Source organism: Butyrivibrio sp. MC2021 (assembly GCF_000621605.1).
Classification (GTDB): Bacteria; Bacillota; Clostridia; order Lachnospirales; family Lachnospiraceae; genus Butyrivibrio.
This window is the reverse complement of record NZ_JHXX01000005.1, coordinates 111,549-129,696: the sequence shown is the minus strand read 5'-3', so window position 1 is coordinate 129,696 and position 18,148 is coordinate 111,549. Positions and strand designations below refer to the sequence as shown.

Sequence of the window (18,148 nt, the reverse complement as noted above, 5' to 3'; positions counted from 1 at the left end):
TGATTGTCGAAATTTAACAAATTTAATTTGCCAAAATCAAATTTTATCAGTTGTATTTTCTGTTTACTCGTTTTCTTCTACTGCTGTTGTCTTGATGTGAAGCTCCTCAAGCTGCTTGTCTGTTACATATCCGGGAGCGCCCATCATGATATCCTGTGCGTTCTTGTTCATAGGGAAAGGAATGATCTCTCTGATTGTATCCTCTCCTGCAAGAAGCATAACCATACGATCTACGCCGGGAGCGATTCCTGCGTGCGGAGGTGCTCCATAGCAGAATGCGTTGTACATGGCAGGGAACTTAGCCTTAACGTCATCCTCACCAAGTCTTACCATCTCGAAGGCCTTGATCATGATCTCAGGATCGTGGTTACGAACAGCTCCTGATGAAAGCTCGATTCCGTTTACAACAAGGTCATACTGATCTGCTGTGATGGAAAGAGGATCGATCTCACCTCTCTCAGCCTTAAGAAGGGTCTCAAGACCGCCTGAAGGCATTGAGAATGGATTGTGGCAGAACTCAAGCTCTCCTGACTCCTCGCCGATCTCGTACATAGGGAAGTCAACGATCCAGCAGAACTCATATTTCTCTTTGTCCATGTGTCCGGGAACTGCTGCGCCGAAGGTCTTAACGATAACGCCTGCAGTCTTCTGAGCAGCTGAAAGCTTGCCTGCAGAAAGAACTACGAGGTCTCCTGCCTTAAGTGAAAGAGCTGCTACTACGCTGTCCTTGATAGGAGCAACGAACTTGGAGATACCTCCAGCAAGCTCTCCGTTCTCATCCATTCTGAACCAGTAAGCCTTGTTTCCTGACTGAACCTCAACATCGCCGATGGTCTTGTCGATGAACTTGCGGCTCTCCTTGAAGTCAGAAACTACAACAGCCTTGATTCTTACTTTTGTATCTGTGCCGCCCTCGGCCTTGGTTGCGAAAGGTCCGAAACCGCAGTCCTTAAGAGCCTCAGTTACGTCTGTAACTGTCAGGTCGATTCTAAGGTCAGGCTTGTCAGAACCGTATTTTTCCATAGCCTCAAGATAAGGAATTCTTGTGAAAGGAGACTTGGAAGCACGGTCATAGGTGCCATACTTCTCAAATACAGGAGGAAGTACATCCTCACATACAGCAAAAACGTCTTCCTGAGTAGCGAAAGCCATCTCCATATCAAGCTGATAGAACTCTCCGGGGCTTCTGTCGCCTCTTGCGTCCTCATCACGGAAGCAGGGTGCGATCTGGAAGTAGCGGTCAAAGCCGGCTGTCATAAGAAGCTGCTTGAACTGCTGAGGAGCCTGGGGCAGAGCATAGAACTTGCCGGGGTGCTTTCTTGCAGGTACAAGGTAATCTCTTGCGCCCTCAGGTGAAGAAGCTGTAAGGATAGGAGTTGTGATCTCCATGAATCCGTGCTCCATCATGGACTGACGAAGGGCTGCGATTACGTTGCATCTGAGGATGATATTCTTTTTAACCTCAGGATTTCTGAGATCGAGATAACGATATTTAAGTCTTGCTGTCTCATCAGCCTCTCTTGAGTGATTGATCTCAAAAGGAAGCTCGTTGTAACGGCATCTGCCGAGAACCTCTATAGACTCAGGTACCACCTCGATATCACCGGTCTCCTGCTTGGGGTTCTTGGAGCTACGCTCTCTTACAACACCCTTAACAGAGATTGTGGATTCCTTGGTGATGGCCTTGGCTGTTTTAACCATCTCTTCTGTCTCAAGAACAATCTGTGTTGTGCCGTAGAAGTCACGAAGAACTACGAAGCCAAGGTTGGCGCCGACTTCACGCATGTTCTCCAGCCAGCCGACAAGCTTAACACTTTCGCCGACATTTGCCATGCGGAGCTCACCACAGTTATGTGTACGTGATTGCATCATAATATTTTTACTCCTTGTTTTATCCTACCCTATAGTCCGCAATCCTCATTTTATAATCCGTAACGTCGCTCATAGCGCTGGACACTCCGCTAAGCCCTGAGCATATCGCTTCGTGCAAGGGCACTCACGATATAGGTCTTATCTCCGTAGCACTAAAATCGCTCCTTATACGTATCATAAAACGACGCTTGCTCACTTACAGCGTTAGAAATTAAATAATTGATAAATATATCTGCTACTATTAGCCGGTACAAATTTGTGTGTGTTGAGCTGGTAGATGTTTGCTGTCGGCCGGCTAATTTGTGCTCTGAGGTTACGTGTTGATGACACGTAAGCTTACGTGATACCGAATAATCGTGCAATATCACGCAATACATTGTAGAACAACATCTAAGTTGTTGCAACTGTCATTTTTCTCTAGACTCTCTTGCTTCGTGATTTCGCAATTTCATTATGTTTTGATGGCGGGAGTTGATTGGTTCAGAGGGTCCGGTTGTTCATAGTCTTGGCCGGGCTGCAACCGGGCCGGGGATTTGGCGGGGGCCGGGGGGATATGAAATGCGAGACATTCGGACCGAGTCTATGGTTTATGAGCGCTTCAGATATTCGGTCCGGCGAGTGCTCTGAACAACGTGAAATGAGCCGGACCGGATAGATGAAGTGCCATATAACCAGGACAAGGACGACGCGAGTATTTTATATTCCCCCGGGCCACGACAAATCCCCGGACCGGTTGCAGTCCGTCATAAAACAAAAAACCGGCATCGGAATAATCCAATGCCGGGTCATCAACATATGAAATTGTGGATCACTTTACTTTGTTTCCGCCCCATTCGACTACGGTGAAGCCCTTACGCTGTGGTGCGCTGAGGAACTGAGGATTGATCTTGATAAATCGCTCTGTGGGGTACCAGGCCATGAATACTCGGATCATGGTGTCGGGCTCAGGAGTTACGGTAAGCTTGGCGTTCTTGTTATAGGTCTTGCCCTGGAAGCTGATCATATTGTAAGCGTTGTGCTCCATCTGGGGAACCCAGAACTCCATGAACTCCTTGGCCTCGCTGTCGTTAAGTCCCAGCTGAGGAAGTACTTCCTTAAGGAAAGCCTCTGTATCAGCTCCTTTGATGCAAAAGCCTGAGTAGAAGTCATACTCAAACTTGGGAGCTCCCTCCCAGAACAGGTAATCGTACTGCTTGCCCTCAAAGGTGATCTTGCCGTCCTTGTTGGCTGTGCAGTTCCATACATTGGGCTCATTGAACTCAGGAATGAGCTCCGTGAGATCTCCGTTGTAATCAAGACGCACGGAAACTGCAGTATTGTCTTCCTCCGGATAAAGATAGATGACAGGCTTCTCATCTACGCCATAATCACCGTTTCCGGCAGAAGCACCATTGCCACTGCATCCTACACACATTATAAAAACTAAAAGTCCTGTAGTTATAAGACCCAAAATACTTTTTTTACTCATAGGCACCACCCCCTATAGATAATTTTATTGTAAACTATGGGGAGTTTGGTGGAAATGCCAATAACGCCGATAAAATCGGGATTTTTTTGTTCACTTTTTCGGAAACGTTTACGTTTAACACTCTGCATTTTTATGTGGTGAAAGTCTTATTCTTCTTCAAGCTTGACCGGCAGCTTGCCTGTGGGTTCATATGCTCCGAAGGCGGCGTAAATTGCGGCGGTGACGGCTCTGTCGCTGTAGGAGGCCATGAGGGCGTCGACGCCTGGGAAGCGGGATAAGTCGTAGGGCAGGGCGGTGCTGAGGAGGACGGATTCTGCGCCTTTTTCTGCGGCGGATGATATAAAAGCGTCGATATAGTCCGCTGCTGATCCGGTGTAGCTGCCTGTTTCCGAAAGTTTGTAGTTGTCGGTGGAGGACAGGATGATTGCTGCCTCCGCGCCGGCCACATCGGCTGCAGCACTTCCGGTGCCCCGGCCTTTGTACTGGATAAGGGTTATGTTATCGGAGGAGGTGATAAGCTCCTCTGTTTTCAGTCTTTCAAGGGCTGCATTTATATATTTCTTCTGGGTGCCGCTGTAGTAGGCGATCACAACCTTCTGCCCATCAGCTATGGGAATGGCACCGTCATTTTTAACGAGGGTTACTGCCTTTTGGCAGATCTCCCACTCTGTTTCCGCATTCTCCGCTGAGCCCACTGTCTCTTTTGCCAGAGAGGTGATGGTCTCGGTATCAGGCTCTGTCCGGGGTTCAAGAAGGCCGTATTTGCTCTTAAGTCTCAGGATCCTTGTGACGGATTCGTCCAGTCTCTCCATGGGAATCCGGCCGTCCTCCGCCATGGCTGCGATATCGTCGATGTATTTTTCCATTGACGCAGCTCCGGTGGGGCCTGCGATGTATCCGGGCATCAGCAGCATGTCCACACCGGCATTTATGGCAAGTCTTGCGCTGTCCAGGGGCGCAAAGTGCCTGGAAACCGCCTCCATCTCCAGGGAATCGGTTATGACAATGCCCTCGTAGCCCAGCTCTCCCCGAAGGATATCGGTGATCATGGTCTTTGACAGGGTTGCAGGCAAAATGACCTCCTCCCCGTCGGCTATGGAAGTATAGGTCTCATCGGCATCTCCGGTGACCTGGGGAAATCTGATGTGAGCTGTCATGACGAAATCCGTGGTCTTGGCTGCCTCCCCAAAGGGCACCAGTTCGCAGCTTCTGATCTCCTCAAGGCTCTTTTCCACTGTAGGAAAGCCTGTGTGGCTGTCGGTCTCTGTGTTGCCGTGACCGGGAAAGTGCTTGACTGCTGCCATCACGCCTTCATCATGAAGTCCCTGGATATAGAGGGAAGCAAACTCCGCCACAGTCTCGGGATCATCGGAAAAAGACCTGACTCCGATAATGGGGTTACTTGGATTGTCGTTGACATCGCTGTCCGGGGCAAAATCCAGATTGATGCCGCAGGAAATGAGCTCTTTTCCTATAACCTGAGAGCACTTCCGGGCCATGAGAGGATCTCCCGTGGCGCCAAGGGCCATGTTTCCGGGCATGGTGGTGCCGTTGCATAATCTTGTAACGGGGCCACCCTCCTGGTCCGTTGCGATAAAAAGACCTGCCGCTGCGCCGCCACTTGCATTGGCCGCCTGAAGGCCAGAGGTAAGTACTGCGGTCTGCTCCGGGCTTTCCATATTGTAGGCAAAAAGGATAACGCCGCCGAACTGATTTTTACTGATAAAATCTGAGACTTCTTCATTAAGAACTGTGAGATTGTTGCCTTCCCACTGGCGGATAGCAGGCATGATCATCTGGGAGACCTTCTGCCTGGTGGTCATGCCGGAAAGAATCTCCGCGATCCTGGGATCATCTTCCTCCTGCGGTGCTTCCTCTTCCGTCACTTCCTGAACCGATGAAGCCTCCGAGGCTACCTCGGAGCTATTTTTCTCCTCTTCAACAGAAGCTGTCATCTCTTTAGATACAGAAGAAGCGGTGCCTGAATCCTGCTCTCCGCTCTCAGTCACCGTTTCAAATATTGCCGCCTCATCAACGGGCGTATCACCTGCCCCGCCGCAGCCCGTAAGGACAAGGGCCAGCAGAAGCGCCGGTATTCTATGTGATAGAATCTTTCTTTTTCTCAAAGCAATTCCCCCGATAGTACTTTTGACACCTACATCATATCATAAGTTTACCATACCTTCGGGGACTATCATTTATATTCGGTTGAGTAATAGGGAATGATAAGGCTCTCGCCGGCCAGAAGAGTGCTGTCCTGGGCGAGATGATTGATGCTGCAGACCTCATTGATATAGGCGGCAACATCCTTGTAATGATCATAGGAGATGTTCTCGCAGGCGATATCCCACATGGTATCTCCGGCATGAACGGTGATCTCCTTATAATATTTGAACTCAGGAGTATAGGTGTTGTCCTGAGCGTCAAGCATCAGTGTTGATACCAGAAAAGAAACTGTGAACACTATAGCCGCCGCAATAAGAGCCAGTGCCATCTTCTGGCGTCTCACAATACGCTGTCTGCGAAGCTTATTCTTATAAATTCTGATCTCGCTCTTGGATAAAAATCTCGGATCATCATACATCTTTGCCGCTGCCATCAATGCTTTACTCATAACACACACTCCTTCCTCAAACTCAGGATGTAATCCAATATCTTTAGCTTACATCCTAAGTTTGCACCCGAAGGTGTCCTATAAAAACACCACCACTCCCTCACGTAGCCAAAATGGTCCTATGCCCCCGTCCCCGGGGGTCATCATTCTCCTGATGCTGCCGGCATTCGGAAATCAACAGAGCTATCATCTATCGTAAATGAATATGTATATCTTGATGGATTTGATTCTGTTACAAGACCTGAATTGTAATCCTCGTCAAGACCCGCCCTATAGGGATCCCAGCCGGTTATAACAAGTACAAGTGAATGTCCTTTTTCAACAGTATATACAGTGGGTTGCAGGTAAAACGTGTAGTCATAGTACTCTCCACCATTCATCTCCTCAGTTTTCAAAGTGTACTCGGATGAATCGTATCCACAACCGTAGTTTTTCAGATCTGTGTATCCAAAAGTTATAAGCTTTGCAGTGGTATTGCTCTGTACATATTCCTTTATGTCTACATGACCAATACTTCCGCCATCAATTTTTTCTATTGTTTTGACAGGTACTGTGTCATGCAGTCTTTGCTTGGTCATGTATGCCTTAAAGTTTGTCTCATAATCTATAGTATCTATCAGCATTGCTGATACCATAAGCCCATCCATGTCTACATCATTTGTTGCCATCCTTACATGAATCTCGGGAACACCGTAAATTGTCTGATCTTCTTCAAAACTGTATGTATAGCTGACTCCTGTTCCTTCAGAAAGATTGAGATAATATTCATCTCGTGTAAATGGCTTACCATAATCATCCGTTGAGTTCACATACTGATCATAGTATTCCGCTATATCATTGGTATCAACAGTTGATGTTTCCCCTTCTGTACTCTTGCTGACATAGTCAACAGATGTGTATTCAAAATCTCTCCAATTCTCATATGTCCTGAATGAGCCGTCAAGATTGTTCTGAACAGTAACCTCAGGCATATTTTCTATTCCATTGTCGACATCATAGAGATAGTGGGATAGCCACTTATTCATAATCTCCTGCCACAGCTCATTCCCAACCATAATACCGTCTAGTAAAGCGTGACCGTTCTGATGCAGCACCAGCTTAAAAGTCTGCCCTGCTTTTTCAAAGGCCTGCGCCATAAGATCAGCCTGTTTGGTAAAAACATTAAAATCGTTGAGCCCGTGTACAATAAGCGCTGAGCAGTTAATATCATCTGTTTTATGTGAGTAATCAAGCCAATCCCAGACTTCTGCATAATCACCGTTTGTTGCTTCCTGATCCTGTGACATCTGCCACAGAAATGATGCATAGTCATCATTAATAACGGTCCAGTCATCATCTAAATATGCTGCGCCGCTATTATAAGCGGCAAGATAATCCTCATAATTTACATCATAATTCGTAGGCGCACCCTGAGAATTAGTATAGTCATACCAGCTTGCTATTCCGGCAAAAGGAATTATAGTTTTTAACCCTTCAACACCGGTAGTAGCTACCTCATAGGGCAAAGTTCCGCCATAAGAGCATCCGGTCATAGCCACATTTCCATTAGACCAGTCTGCCTCAATCTCAACATTGTTATACGGATCAGTGTATGCAACTCTGTTACCTGCCAACCATTCAACTACACACTTATGGGAGTCACATTCAAGATCCATACCGCAAAGCTCAAAGCCTTCTGAGCCATATGTACCTATGCCTCCACATTCAGCTACCGCAAATCCTCTGATCAGGTAATAGTCATAGGAATTTGCCAGGTAAAAACCCTGCGCACCGTCTCCATTGGGGACATAATAATTCCAGCTTTCAGGATCGGCATTTTCTGCAGCTTCCAGAGTTGTCATCTTATCTGCCGGCACACGCTTTTGTCCCGCACCATATAGGTTGTCATAATCAAAAGGCGTGGGATTATATAATTGTCTATCGGATTCATCGTTATCTTCTACAGTACCGGCGCCATATGGTGTTGGATCATATATGGTTGCAGCCTTAAAATTGCCCTCTGCCGCTGCCCGTGGCACCTGCATAAGCACTTTAACAAGATCTGCATTACCGTCAGCATCCGTGTCGAAATCTGTCTCGACATATACGCAATATCTAAGGATATCGCTATTTTCATTTGTATAATAGGGATCTCTGAGATCTGAGAATTCAAGAATTGGCTGAGCCTCTCCATCTTCAAATTTTAGAGAAACCGGCTCTTCTAATGCTGTTTCTTCTGCCCCCGGCTCTTTTGATGTCGGCGCTTTTGAACCACAACCGGTCATGGATACTGCCAAAAGTGTAGCAACCGACACGCATGATAAAAAGGCAGCTTTTCTAATTTCCCTCATAAGATGCTCCTTTCAAGTAAGTTTTCATCCTGTGATTTTATTTCCCGTCCGTAAAACTAGTAAATGAAGCTTTCTCGACTATCGGGTATTCGCTTTTTTTGTCTGCGAAAGCTTTTATCATAAAGCTCATGTTCCTAGCCAAATTCCTCATGGTCTGCAAGCCTTCCAGATCTTTTTTAACATCTTCAGCAGAGAATCCATGCACCATATTCCAATATGTACTCGATGCAACAGGCATTCCACTGATCGTGAAATACTTATTCAGGACATCAAAACTTGCTGTATTTCCACCTCTTCTACAGCTGACAACAGCCGCCCCAACTTTCATGTGCTTGTCAAAAGAAGTGCTGTAAAAAAGCCTGTCCATGAAAGATATGATAGTACCGTTAGGCGAGCCGTAATATACCGGGCTTCCGACAACAAGCCCATCAGCCGACTCAAATTTTGGAGCAACCTCATTCACAAGATCATCGTTAAAGACACACTTTCCCGTCGAGCTGCAGGAGCCGCAGCCAATACATCCACGTATTGCCTTATTGCCCACTTGGATAAGTTCTGTCTCAAATCCTTCAGCTTCAAAAATTCCAATCATTTCTTCCAAAGCGGTTGCAGTACATCCATGCACATGAGCACTTCCATTCAGTAATAATATTTTTGACATTCGAGAGCCTCCTTCACTGAATTTTGTTTTTGTTAGTTTACCGTTACCGTAATCTTTCGTGCAATATTCACTATTTTCTGCCCATATATATATGAAAAAAAAATATACTTCTGCTTTTATTATAAAAGAATACTTACTAAAACATGCGTTAACAAGTGTAAAAAAAACATTAATGACTATGTTGCAAAAAAAAATAACTCCGGACATCAACTAATCAAATTTTGATTCCAGAGTTATTACAATCATCCCTCTTTTACTGCATCCAGAGGATCTCGATATGACATTGTTCGTTGCTATATGATAATGGGCGGCATTCCTTATTATGTATCCTCATTTAATCTGTGAATAGTTTGTGAAACTTTGTTTCAATATATTATCAAACTAAGGCATGTTTATTATACTATGTGAGAGAGAGAGTAATTATGCAGTGAGAATATTATACGTGAGTGAGGGGCGATCTTTTATGAGGCAAAACTCTAATATCGCCCCGAATTGTTACTATGAGCAGCCGAAGGACTGTGAATAGTACGGTAAACATGCTTCACTGCCAGTATTAAGGGGTGTACATTGAAAGAAGTAATTGACGAATATAAACATCTGGACCGGCTATGCGGCAGGATCTATGGTAAAAAGCACGGAGTTTCACAGTATATTTCCGATATGGAAGATACTCCGCTGTACATTTCAAGAAGCATAACCGGATGGAAATCCGACCTGAAAAATCTAAAAAGGCTGAGGCAGATGCGAAATGTGCGAAACCGGAACTCCGCTCGCGGTGCTGCATTCACCAAGGAAGATCTGGAATATCTCAACGTATTTTATCATAGGATTCTGAATCACCAGGATCCGCTTTCCAAGAAACGTTCCTTATGCAAGAACAGCCGGGAGGTGCACAAGCGCTACCTGTTGGAGAAAAAGCACCAGATAGCCGCGCTTCTTTGGAAATCCAAAAATCGGATTTCCAAAATGAGAAATAGAAAAATCCGGGATTCTCTTGCTTATTGGGGACCGATTGCCTTTGCAACTATTACTATGGCGCTGGGATATTTTATCGGACGAGGCCAGTTCTAGGCCTTAATGTTATAGATGGGCTTCATAACCTTCTCGCCAGGGGGACCGGCGGAGACTAAGAGCGTCATGTTAAGCCGTAAGTACTCCTGCCGCTGATACAAAAGGATTATTAAAAGCCAATGTACATGATTTGCCGGAAGGGCGAATTTTCTCATGAGATGCGCGGCAGTCCCTTTAAGGGATAAATTGCTTCAGGATCCAGAAGATGCCGGCGATTGCCAGGGTCACCAGGATCAGGTAGAGCACAAAGGCTGCGATGTAGAGCCACATGAGGATCTTCGCGAATTTGTTCCTGGGGGCGGTGGTCCTGGCTATTATCATAAAGACCACAGCTGCAATGGTGCAGGATCCTGAGATAAAGGAAGGAAGCAGATTGGCTGTTGCCACAAACTCCTGCATAAAAAAGCCCGCATCCGAAGAAGTAGTAAAAAGCGTCTCGGTAGATGCAGCTATTAACGGAAGTATTACAACCCCCAGAATCCCCAGAATCAGTGAAATAGTGCAAAGACGATTAGCCCTTTTCTCCTTTACCTGCTCCATCATCTGTTGCTGATACTGTTGCTGCTGCAGATACGCCTGATACTGCGGATCCATATTGTAATTGGGCTGGTACTGCTGGTATTGCTGATAATTATCCTGTCCATAATTATTTTGCCCGTAATTATTCTGCCCGAAATTATTATCCATAGAATTACCTTCTCTACACTAATTTTCTCTAGTTTAACACGTTCCAGCGCCTTTCTCTACACGCAATCCATAATCTTAATACCCATTTCTTCCCCATACAGTAGCCTATACCAGTCATCCCCCAAAGGTCCAGCAGGGTATCTCCTGATATAATTTTGCCCTTCCTGTAAGTCGTGCACCCTGGCTTTTCGTAACTATTTTGTATCAATGCACAGGGGAGCTTGTGGCGTGGCCACATCATGTTAAGGCGGAAAGTGTGAGTCATTAGCGCTTCGACTATGATTTATATACATAAAAAAGTCGGAATAGTAAGCTGCTCTGAACAACGTGAAAGCTTTCTATTCCGATCTTTTTTATGTCTCAATAAATCAAGGAGAAGGGCTATGCGAACAATTTTCGTCTTAACATGATGCGGTCCGCCACAAGCCCCCCCGTCCTGACTACCAATTACTTAAACGCCAGCTGTGCAAAATTATAGAAGCCAAGATACCAGATGTTGAAGTCGTGTCCGCCGCTTCTTTCCTGCCATACAAAGTTCTGTCCGTCTACAAACTGGTTGCTGACAGAAGGCAGATTCTTGGCTGCAGCTGATGCGCTTGAATAAGCAGTTCCATCCTGAAGTCCGCAGATGTTGTAGAACATGTGGATAGGATAAGGATTGCCGTTAAGCTTATTAGCTGTTGTAGCTGCTGTGTTGCTGGTAGGTGCTGCGGAGAATGCTCCGAAGTAACTGAACAGGTCAACACACTCGCCGATACCAATGTTGATGGTCTGCATTCCACCCATGGAGAGACCTGCGCAAGCTCTGTGGTCTCTGTCTGTGTAGGTGCTGTAGTGTGAATCGATGTAAGGAATAAGGTCGTTTCTGAGCTCTTTTCCGAAGTTATAGAAAGAGTCTACAGAGCCGCTGGCTGATGCCTTGCCGTTAGGTGTAACTACGATAAAGCCGTCGATGTCGCCATAGTATGCAAGGTTGTCCATGATAGCCTTAACTGTTGAGTTGTTACCTGTCATTCCCCACTCGTTCTCGTTACCGCCGATACCGTGAAGAAGGTAAAGAACGCTGTACTTCTTGTTGCTGCTGTAGTTAGCAGGAAGATAAACGTTGGCCTTCTTGGTGTAAGTGCGGTTGTTGTTTGAGTAGTCATGTGCTGTGTAGGAAATGTTTACAATTCTTCCTGATCCCTGGCCGTTTCTTACTGCTGAGTACTGTGAAGGAATTGAGTTCTTGATCACAGAGTAAGGATCAACTGTAGGATAAACAGGCTCGGGCTCCGGCTCTGGTTCGGGTTCAGGCTGTGGCTGAGGCTCAGGCTGAGGTGTCTCAGAAGATCCGCCTGATGAGCTTGTTCCGTTGCTCTCAAGGGTGTAACCAAAAGAGTTGCCGATCTGGCCAACGCCGATTGAACCAAACTCAATGCTTGTTCCGTTAGGAATTGTTCTGTTCCAGTCAACAGGCTTGATCACATAGTAATCACCGCTTGTTGCAAGATTTACGTTCCAGATGGAATCGATGTTAACCTGGCTCTTGTTGAGCTTCAGGGTCCATCCATCAACTGTGCTTCCTGTGTTATTGGAGATCTTGTAAGTAACCTGGTATCCTGATCCCCAGCTGTTGATTGAATAGTCGAGCTCAAGGCCGCCCTCAACTACGATAGGCTCGGGAGTAGGCTCCGGATCCGGTGTAGGCTCAGGAGTAGGCTCGGGATCGGGCTCTACTACAGGCTGCTGAGAAGATGAAGAATCAACCTTCTCAAACTGCCACATCTGGTTGTTTCCACCGTTGTAGCCCCACTGGCATACATTGGTGCCGTCTGCTGTCTTCTTTTCATAAACATCAAGAACCTTGGCACCTGATGTAGGCTTGGTTCCGATTGCGTATACGCCGCTCTTGTCAGTTGCTCTGAGAACGAACTGCTGAGCATTGCCGCCGTAAGCCTGATAAATACCAACGTTGGTTCCGTTGTCTGTCTCGCCGTTGGCAAGGTCAAGCATTACATTGCCAAGCTTGTTGGTAAGTGTTACATAACCGTCGTTAACATTGTTGAGATACCACTTCTGAGCGTCAACGCCTGTGCCGGACTTGATAACTACGTTCTTCCAGCCGCTTGCATTGTCTGCGTCAACTGTGAGGTATTTCTGTGAAAGAGTGTTCTTTACATAGTACCAGCCGTTGTCAACATGACCTGTTGTGAAGGATGTTGAAGGCTGAGGATCCTGTGAAGGATCGGGAGTAGGCTGTGTTGAGCCGCCACCCTGTCCGGGCTTGCCGAATACATCGAGATAAGCGTTGATCTGTGCATCGTAAGCGCCCTTAGGATTGCCGATGGTTGACCATGGAAGGGGCTTCTCGCCTCTGAGCCATGTCTCTGCATCTGAAGGTCCCCACCATGTGATGCAGGAGATGTTTCCACCGTTCTTCTTAGCCTGGTTGATATTCTTGAAAAGATTGTATGTGTAGTTGTTAAGATCCTGGTCGCCTTTGTTCTTGATATCAAGCTCAGTGATCTGAACCTCAAAGCCTGCTTTCAGGAATGCGTTAAGAGCCTGAGTGTAGTAGCTTACTGAAGGATAGCTTGTTGAAAGATGTGACTGCATGCCGATACCTGCGCATACCTTCTTGCCCTGGTTGATGTAGTTAACAAGCTTGATCTCATCGTTAACTACCATGTAGGTGTTGTAATCGTTGTAGAAAAGCTTAACCTTGTCAGTGAGCTTGAAGTACTCAAGGCACTCATAGGCATAATTGAAAGCCTTCTTTACATATGTAGCGTTGGTCTTGTTGTTGCCGTAAACTGCTTCCCAGCCTGAGTTTGATGCGTGCATGATCTCGTTAGCAACGTCCCAGAAAACAACAACCTGGCCGTACTGGCTTGAATAAACGTGATTGAGAACTGATTTTACATAGAACTCAAGACGAGCGTCCATGGTGCTCTGATTAACAAATCCGCCGTTGCCGGAGTAGTTGTTTCTGAAGAACCATGTAGGAGTCTGTGAGTGCCATACAAGAGTGTGGCCTCTCATCTTAAGTCCGTTCTGATAGCAGAGCTTCATAGCCTCATCAACTGTTGAGAAGTCGATCCTGGGTACATAGCTCTCTCTGTAATTGGATGGAATGTAGTAGCCAAGGTTCTTGGCTTCATTCACAGAGATAAGAGTTGCCTGTCTGCTGCCCAGCAGATAATCCGGCTTGAACTCATTACCAAGAGTTACGATGTTGGAATCCTTTTTGATAGCATTTACTGTGCTCTGATTCCTGAGCATGTAGGTATGTACGCAGTTTCCTGAGTAGCCATACTTAGCTCCGTAGGTTTCCATAAAGTTGTAGCTGGCTGCGTTGACATCAGTCTTTACAGATAACCCCAGTGTACTGACGAGAAGAACAAGAATCATCAGTTTTGCAAAAAAACTTTTACACACTTTTTTCATACTTTTTACCTTCTCTCCTTATTAAATTATGCCGCCTTCCGAGTTGCCAATAATCCCCCAACCATCAGCAAAAAGGCGTTTTTGCTATAGCGAATTAATCATAGCAATTAGGCACCGGGTATACTCCCCAGATGTTGCGATATGTTACGCATGTGTTGCTAATTTTCGAACTATTTCGTAATTTTTAAGTAAAATGCATTTTCAAAATAAGAAAAATACTTTCAATAGCAAGATTCTTGTATGAAATAACGTCGTGTTTTTGCACAGAATTTCGTGTTAAACCAATTGAATCCCCCTCTGTTTCCCGGTTAAACTAAAGTGCTGGAGTAAAATAATTCACTGTTTTTTCTATATAAAAGAGGCAAAGTGAGATGAAGAAAAGATTATTATCAATAATTATGGCAGCTTCAATGTTCATGACAAATGCAAGCCCGGTCTACGCTGCAGAGGAAGCTGACTTTGAACTGAGCGAAGATATATTTGTAGCGGAGGCAGAAGATCCGGATGACAGCCTTCTCTTTGCAGAACCCGAAGAATCCAAAGAATCTGGTGAAGCCGAAGAATTCGAAGAGGCTGCATTCAGCGAAGAAAGTGGCGATCTCCCCGAAGACTACATCCAGGGCGCCACAGGCTATGTGCTTCCTGAGAATCGCCAGGAGATCTTTGACTACACCGAGGGCGATAACTCTTTTCTCGGAAATGAGTCTTTTCCCGCATCCTACACCACAAGCCTTCTTCCGCCCCTCAGAAGCCAGGGATCTTTGGGTCTTTGCTGGGCTTTTTCCACCGTTGCCCTGGCCGAGATAAATGCCCTGAAAAAAGGCATCGCCTCAGATATCAATCTTTCCGAGCTCCACCTTGCTTATTTTAATTCCAATTACGTAACTGACCCCCTGGGAGGCACAGTGGGGGACTATATAAGTGACCCCGAGAACGCCCTGGACGGTAACCACTATTCCAACGCCATGAATACAGTGACTAACTGGCTGGGCCTTGCCTCCGAGTCTTTGGTTCCCTATGGCACCTCATCCTACGTGGCATCCCGCGGAATCCAGAATGAGCTGGCCTATGAGGACAGAATCCACGTTCAGGGCTTTGACCTTATTCGCATGGATTTCGACAGCTTTATAAAAAGCGGAGATCTTGATATCCTTGCCCCCATGAAAAAAGAGATCATGGAACAGGGGGCTGTGGGCATCTCCTACCGCTCACCCAACGGCTACTCCCCCACAACCACCAGTGATGTCTACAATCCCGAGTATGCAGCCTTTTACGACGATTCAAATCTTTATGCCAACCACGCCGTAACCATCGTGGGCTGGGATGACAATTTTGCAAAAGAGAACTTCTCAAAAACCCCCGCAGGAAACGGCGCATGGCTTATAAGAAACAGCTGGACCACCCAGGGGGGCCTTAATGATATGGAATACGCAGGCTATTTCTGGATGTCCTACTACACCAATACCATTGACCCTGACGTCTACTCCATTGATGTGGAGGATGCCGCCAACTATGACAACAACTACCAGTATCAGCTCACCTCCGGCGTTAGCCTTCGAGATGCTGTGGCCGCCAATGTTTACACCGCCCACGCAGAGGGAGGTTACTACGGCGAAGAGCTGAAGGCTGTGGGCTTTCAGGCCTATGCCAAGGGACAGACTGTTACCATCAGGGTCTACAGGAATGTAGATACCACCCCTGACACCGGAACTCTCGTACCCGAGGCCACCACTACCTATGTCACAGAAAATCCGGGCTATGCAACTGTAGCTTTGGATAAACCGGTGAGCCTGGCCGCCGGAGAAAAGTTCGCCGTTGTCCTTGAGGGCAGCGTAACTTACGCCTTCAACTATGACTATGACACTTATCATTCCACCGCCAGGGCCGGGGAGAGCTACCTTTACACTAACGGAGTCTGGCAGGACTATGCGGAATCCGGCAACTTTGTGATAAAGGCTTTCACCAATAATCTCACCTCCGAAGATGAGGTGCTTCCTACAGATATTGAATTTACCAATATAACGGAGGAAAGCCTCAAGATCTCCAGCGAGCAGCGCTACAAGCTCACCGCCAGGGTTCTTCCCGCTTCCTCCACCAGAAAGACCATCACCTGGTCCAGCTCAGATCCTGCTGTTGCTACTGTGGACAACACAGGATTCCTTGTGGGTAAAAAGGCGGGAACAGCCACCATCACTGCAAAAGTAGAGGGTACTGAGGTCCGGAACTCTTTTACCGTAAATGTTACAAGTGAGCTCATCGCCATTGCCATCAGCGGTTACAGCATTTCATTTTATCCAGAAAAAGAGATCACCTTCCTCGCTACTACCACACCCAGCGATTATAAGTCTGAGAACAAGATAAAGTGGTCCTCCTCTGATCCCAAGGGGATCGACATCTCCGAGGATGGAAAGGCCAAGGAATTCGGCCCCGGCTGCTACACCATAACCGCAGAGCTGGACGGCATTACCGGCTCCAGGGATTACGCCTACGCACCCACCTCCTCTTTTATCAGATATGACATAGCTTCCGACAAGTCGGTGACCTTCAGCTGGGATCGCCTTGCGGGAGAAAGAGAATATACCCTGTATGACGGGGAAAGAGTGGTTACAACCTTCACCGGAGACGGCAGCGACAGCTACGAATTCACAGACAGCTACTACGTGGGAAAAAGCGATACATCCGCCGAGTACAAGCTGGATGTTATCTACGGCCTCCCGGGCAAAACAGGCTACCGCAGCACCGTTCCCTGCACAGTGACCTTTGGAAATACCCACACCATTACTTACCACATCGAACATGCCACTCAGAATCCCAAGAATCCCACAAGCTACGTAACCGGCAACTACTATGAGCTCTACGTTCCCACCCCGGATGAGGGCTATGCTTTCGGCTTCTGGTCCACAGATCCTGCGCACAAGAACAATATCAGCAATATTACAAGAGACCTTGATAAAGATCTTGATCTCTACGCATATGTTTATCAGGTAGAAAAAACTCCCGATGACCCTTCAGAGGATCCCGGTGAGCCTGACGTTCCCGGAGAGGATCCTGAGGATCCCAAGGACGAGCCAGCAAATCCCGGGCAATATGCCACCCGCATCAAGATGAGCAAGGTTAAGGTTGCAGATCTTCCTGCTTCTACCGAGTACAACGGCACGCCCTACCAGGTTCCTGACACCGCAGTTCTTTACTACGTGGATAAGAGCACCAAAAAGGGAGTAGTTCTCACAAGATCCGATGACGGCATCACCGGAGACTACACCGTAAGCATCACCGGCGGAGACAAGGCCGGCAAAGCCACAATATATTTCACAGGAATCAATGGTTTTGAGGGAAGCATTAAAAAGACTGTAACCATCAAGGCTTACGACTTTAATAAAAACAACGGCGGACGCCTTAACGTAAGTGCAGAGAACGCCATATACAGCAAGGCCGGAGCAACCCCCGCCGTAACCGTTACATTTTTTAACGGCATTGAAACAATCGAATTAAAGGAAGGGGTAGACTACAAGCTCTCCTATAAGAACAACAAAAAGCCCGCCGCCAGCAGCGACAAGAAGGCTCCTACCGTAGTAGTTAAGGGCATCGGTAACTTCAAGGGAAAGGCCACAGATACCTTTGCCATTGCACCGGCTCCCGTGTCAGACACAAGGCTTGTTGCAAAGGATGTGAAGTACAAAGCCAAGGGCAAAAAGGGATATTTCCTTTCCAAGGCTGCCCTTTATCAGGAAAACAAAGCCCTGACGGAGACCTATGACAAGTCGGCCCTGGTCTACACCTATGCTACAGACACAACTCTGGGAGATAACACCACCAGAGCCGCCGGAGACATTGTTGCCGCCACCGACCTTGTACTTTCCGGAACCGTCATCAAGGTCAGCATTCCCGCAAAGGCTGTGAAGCTCACCGCCAAAAGCGGCTTCTACCTCGACGACGAAAACGCCATGATAACAGGCACATACACAGTAAAATAAAAACAAGCCCCGAAGTGCATCAAGCTGCATTTCGGGGCATTC

10 protein-coding genes are annotated in these 18,148 nt (G+C 46.9%); 2 read left to right on the top strand and 8 right to left on the bottom strand.

What is annotated here, in order from left to right; all coding sequences use genetic code 11:
• Nucleotides 1-63: 63 nt before the first annotated feature.
• The 6 genes from aspS to T359_RS0111275 form a co-directional block, all read right to left on the bottom strand.
• Entirely contained in the window at nt 64-1,872 is a 1,809-nt protein-coding gene (gene aspS, locus T359_RS0111300; RefSeq protein WP_026517581.1) for an aspartate--tRNA ligase, read from the bottom strand.
• 808 nt (nt 1,873-2,680) lie between these two features.
• Nucleotides 2,681-3,340 (bottom strand): hypothetical protein, encoded by a 660-nt coding sequence (locus T359_RS23045; protein WP_026517580.1) that lies wholly within the window; start codon nt 3,338-3,340, stop codon nt 2,681-2,683.
• 146 nt (nt 3,341-3,486) lie between these two features.
• The gene (locus T359_RS20130) at nt 3,487-5,466 is read right to left on the bottom strand and encodes a glycoside hydrolase family 3 protein (RefSeq protein ID WP_051545302.1); all 1,980 of its coding nucleotides are present in this window, start codon (nt 5,464-5,466) and stop codon (nt 3,487-3,489) included.
• Between the two features lie 68 nt (nt 5,467-5,534).
• Entirely contained in the window at nt 5,535-5,954 is a 420-nt protein-coding gene (locus T359_RS21635; RefSeq protein ID WP_051545300.1) for a LysM peptidoglycan-binding domain-containing protein, read from the bottom strand.
• Nucleotides 5,955-6,097: 143 nt separating this feature from the next.
• Complete coding sequence (locus T359_RS20120) at nt 6,098-8,284, bottom strand: CocE/NonD family hydrolase (protein WP_051545298.1); 2,187 nt, start codon at nt 8,282-8,284, stop codon at nt 6,098-6,100.
• A 37-nt stretch (nt 8,285-8,321) separates the two neighbouring features.
• Nucleotides 8,322-8,945 carry a flavodoxin family protein gene (locus tag T359_RS0111275; protein WP_026517579.1) on the bottom strand — a complete coding sequence of 208 codons (624 nt, stop codon included), beginning with the start codon at nt 8,943-8,945 and terminating at the stop codon, nt 8,322-8,324.
• A 567-nt stretch (nt 8,946-9,512) separates the two neighbouring features.
• On the opposite strand from T359_RS0111275, the gene T359_RS0111270 reads away from it, so the two are divergent.
• Nucleotides 9,513-10,016 carry a DUF6548 family protein gene (locus T359_RS0111270; RefSeq protein ID WP_026517578.1) on the top strand — a complete coding sequence of 168 codons (504 nt, stop codon included), beginning with the start codon at nt 9,513-9,515 and terminating at the stop codon, nt 10,014-10,016.
• A gap of 174 nt (nt 10,017-10,190) precedes the next feature.
• Here T359_RS0111270 and T359_RS0111260 read toward each other — a convergent pair whose 3' ends face one another.
• Together T359_RS0111260 and T359_RS22190 are read right to left on the bottom strand one after the other, a co-directional pair.
• Complete coding sequence (locus T359_RS0111260) at nt 10,191-10,703, bottom strand: hypothetical protein (protein ID WP_026517577.1); 513 nt, start codon at nt 10,701-10,703, stop codon at nt 10,191-10,193.
• A 447-nt stretch (nt 10,704-11,150) separates the two neighbouring features.
• On the bottom strand, nt 11,151-14,132 hold the full coding sequence (locus T359_RS22190; RefSeq protein ID WP_081795555.1) for an endo-1,4-beta-xylanase: 2,982 nt from the start codon (nt 14,130-14,132) through the stop codon (nt 11,151-11,153).
• Nucleotides 14,133-14,503: 371 nt separating this feature from the next.
• Between T359_RS22190 and T359_RS0111250 the strand changes: the two genes are divergently transcribed.
• Nucleotides 14,504-18,106: a lectin like domain-containing protein gene (locus tag T359_RS0111250; RefSeq protein WP_026517576.1), complete on the top strand. Its 3,603-nt coding sequence runs from the start codon at nt 14,504-14,506 to the stop codon at nt 18,104-18,106.
• The last annotated feature ends 42 nt before the right edge of the window (nt 18,107-18,148 follow it).

What these genes read in the sequence shown, in the direction of transcription:
- T359_RS23045 (WP_026517580.1), bottom strand. Translation starts at nt 3,340, where the DNA reads ATGAGTAAAAAAAGTATTTTGGGTCTTATAACTACAGGACTTTTAGTT.
- T359_RS0111275 (WP_026517579.1), bottom strand. Translation starts at nt 8,945, where the DNA reads ATGTCAAAAATATTATTACTGAATGGAAGTGCTCATGTGCATGGATGT.
- T359_RS22190 (WP_081795555.1), bottom strand. Translation starts at nt 14,132, where the DNA reads ATGAAAAAAGTGTGTAAAAGTTTTTTTGCAAAACTGATGATTCTTGTT.
- T359_RS0111260 (WP_026517577.1), bottom strand. Translation starts at nt 10,703, where the DNA reads ATGGATAATAATTTCGGGCAGAATAATTACGGGCAAAATAATTATGGA.
- aspS (WP_026517581.1), bottom strand. Translation starts at nt 1,872, where the DNA reads ATGATGCAATCACGTACACATAACTGTGGTGAGCTCCGCATGGCAAAT.
- T359_RS20120 (WP_051545298.1), bottom strand. Translation starts at nt 8,284, where the DNA reads ATGAGGGAAATTAGAAAAGCTGCCTTTTTATCATGCGTGTCGGTTGCT.
- T359_RS0111250 (WP_026517576.1), top strand. Translation starts at nt 14,504, where the DNA reads ATGAAGAAAAGATTATTATCAATAATTATGGCAGCTTCAATGTTCATG.
- T359_RS21635 (WP_051545300.1), bottom strand. Translation starts at nt 5,954, where the DNA reads ATGAGTAAAGCATTGATGGCAGCGGCAAAGATGTATGATGATCCGAGA.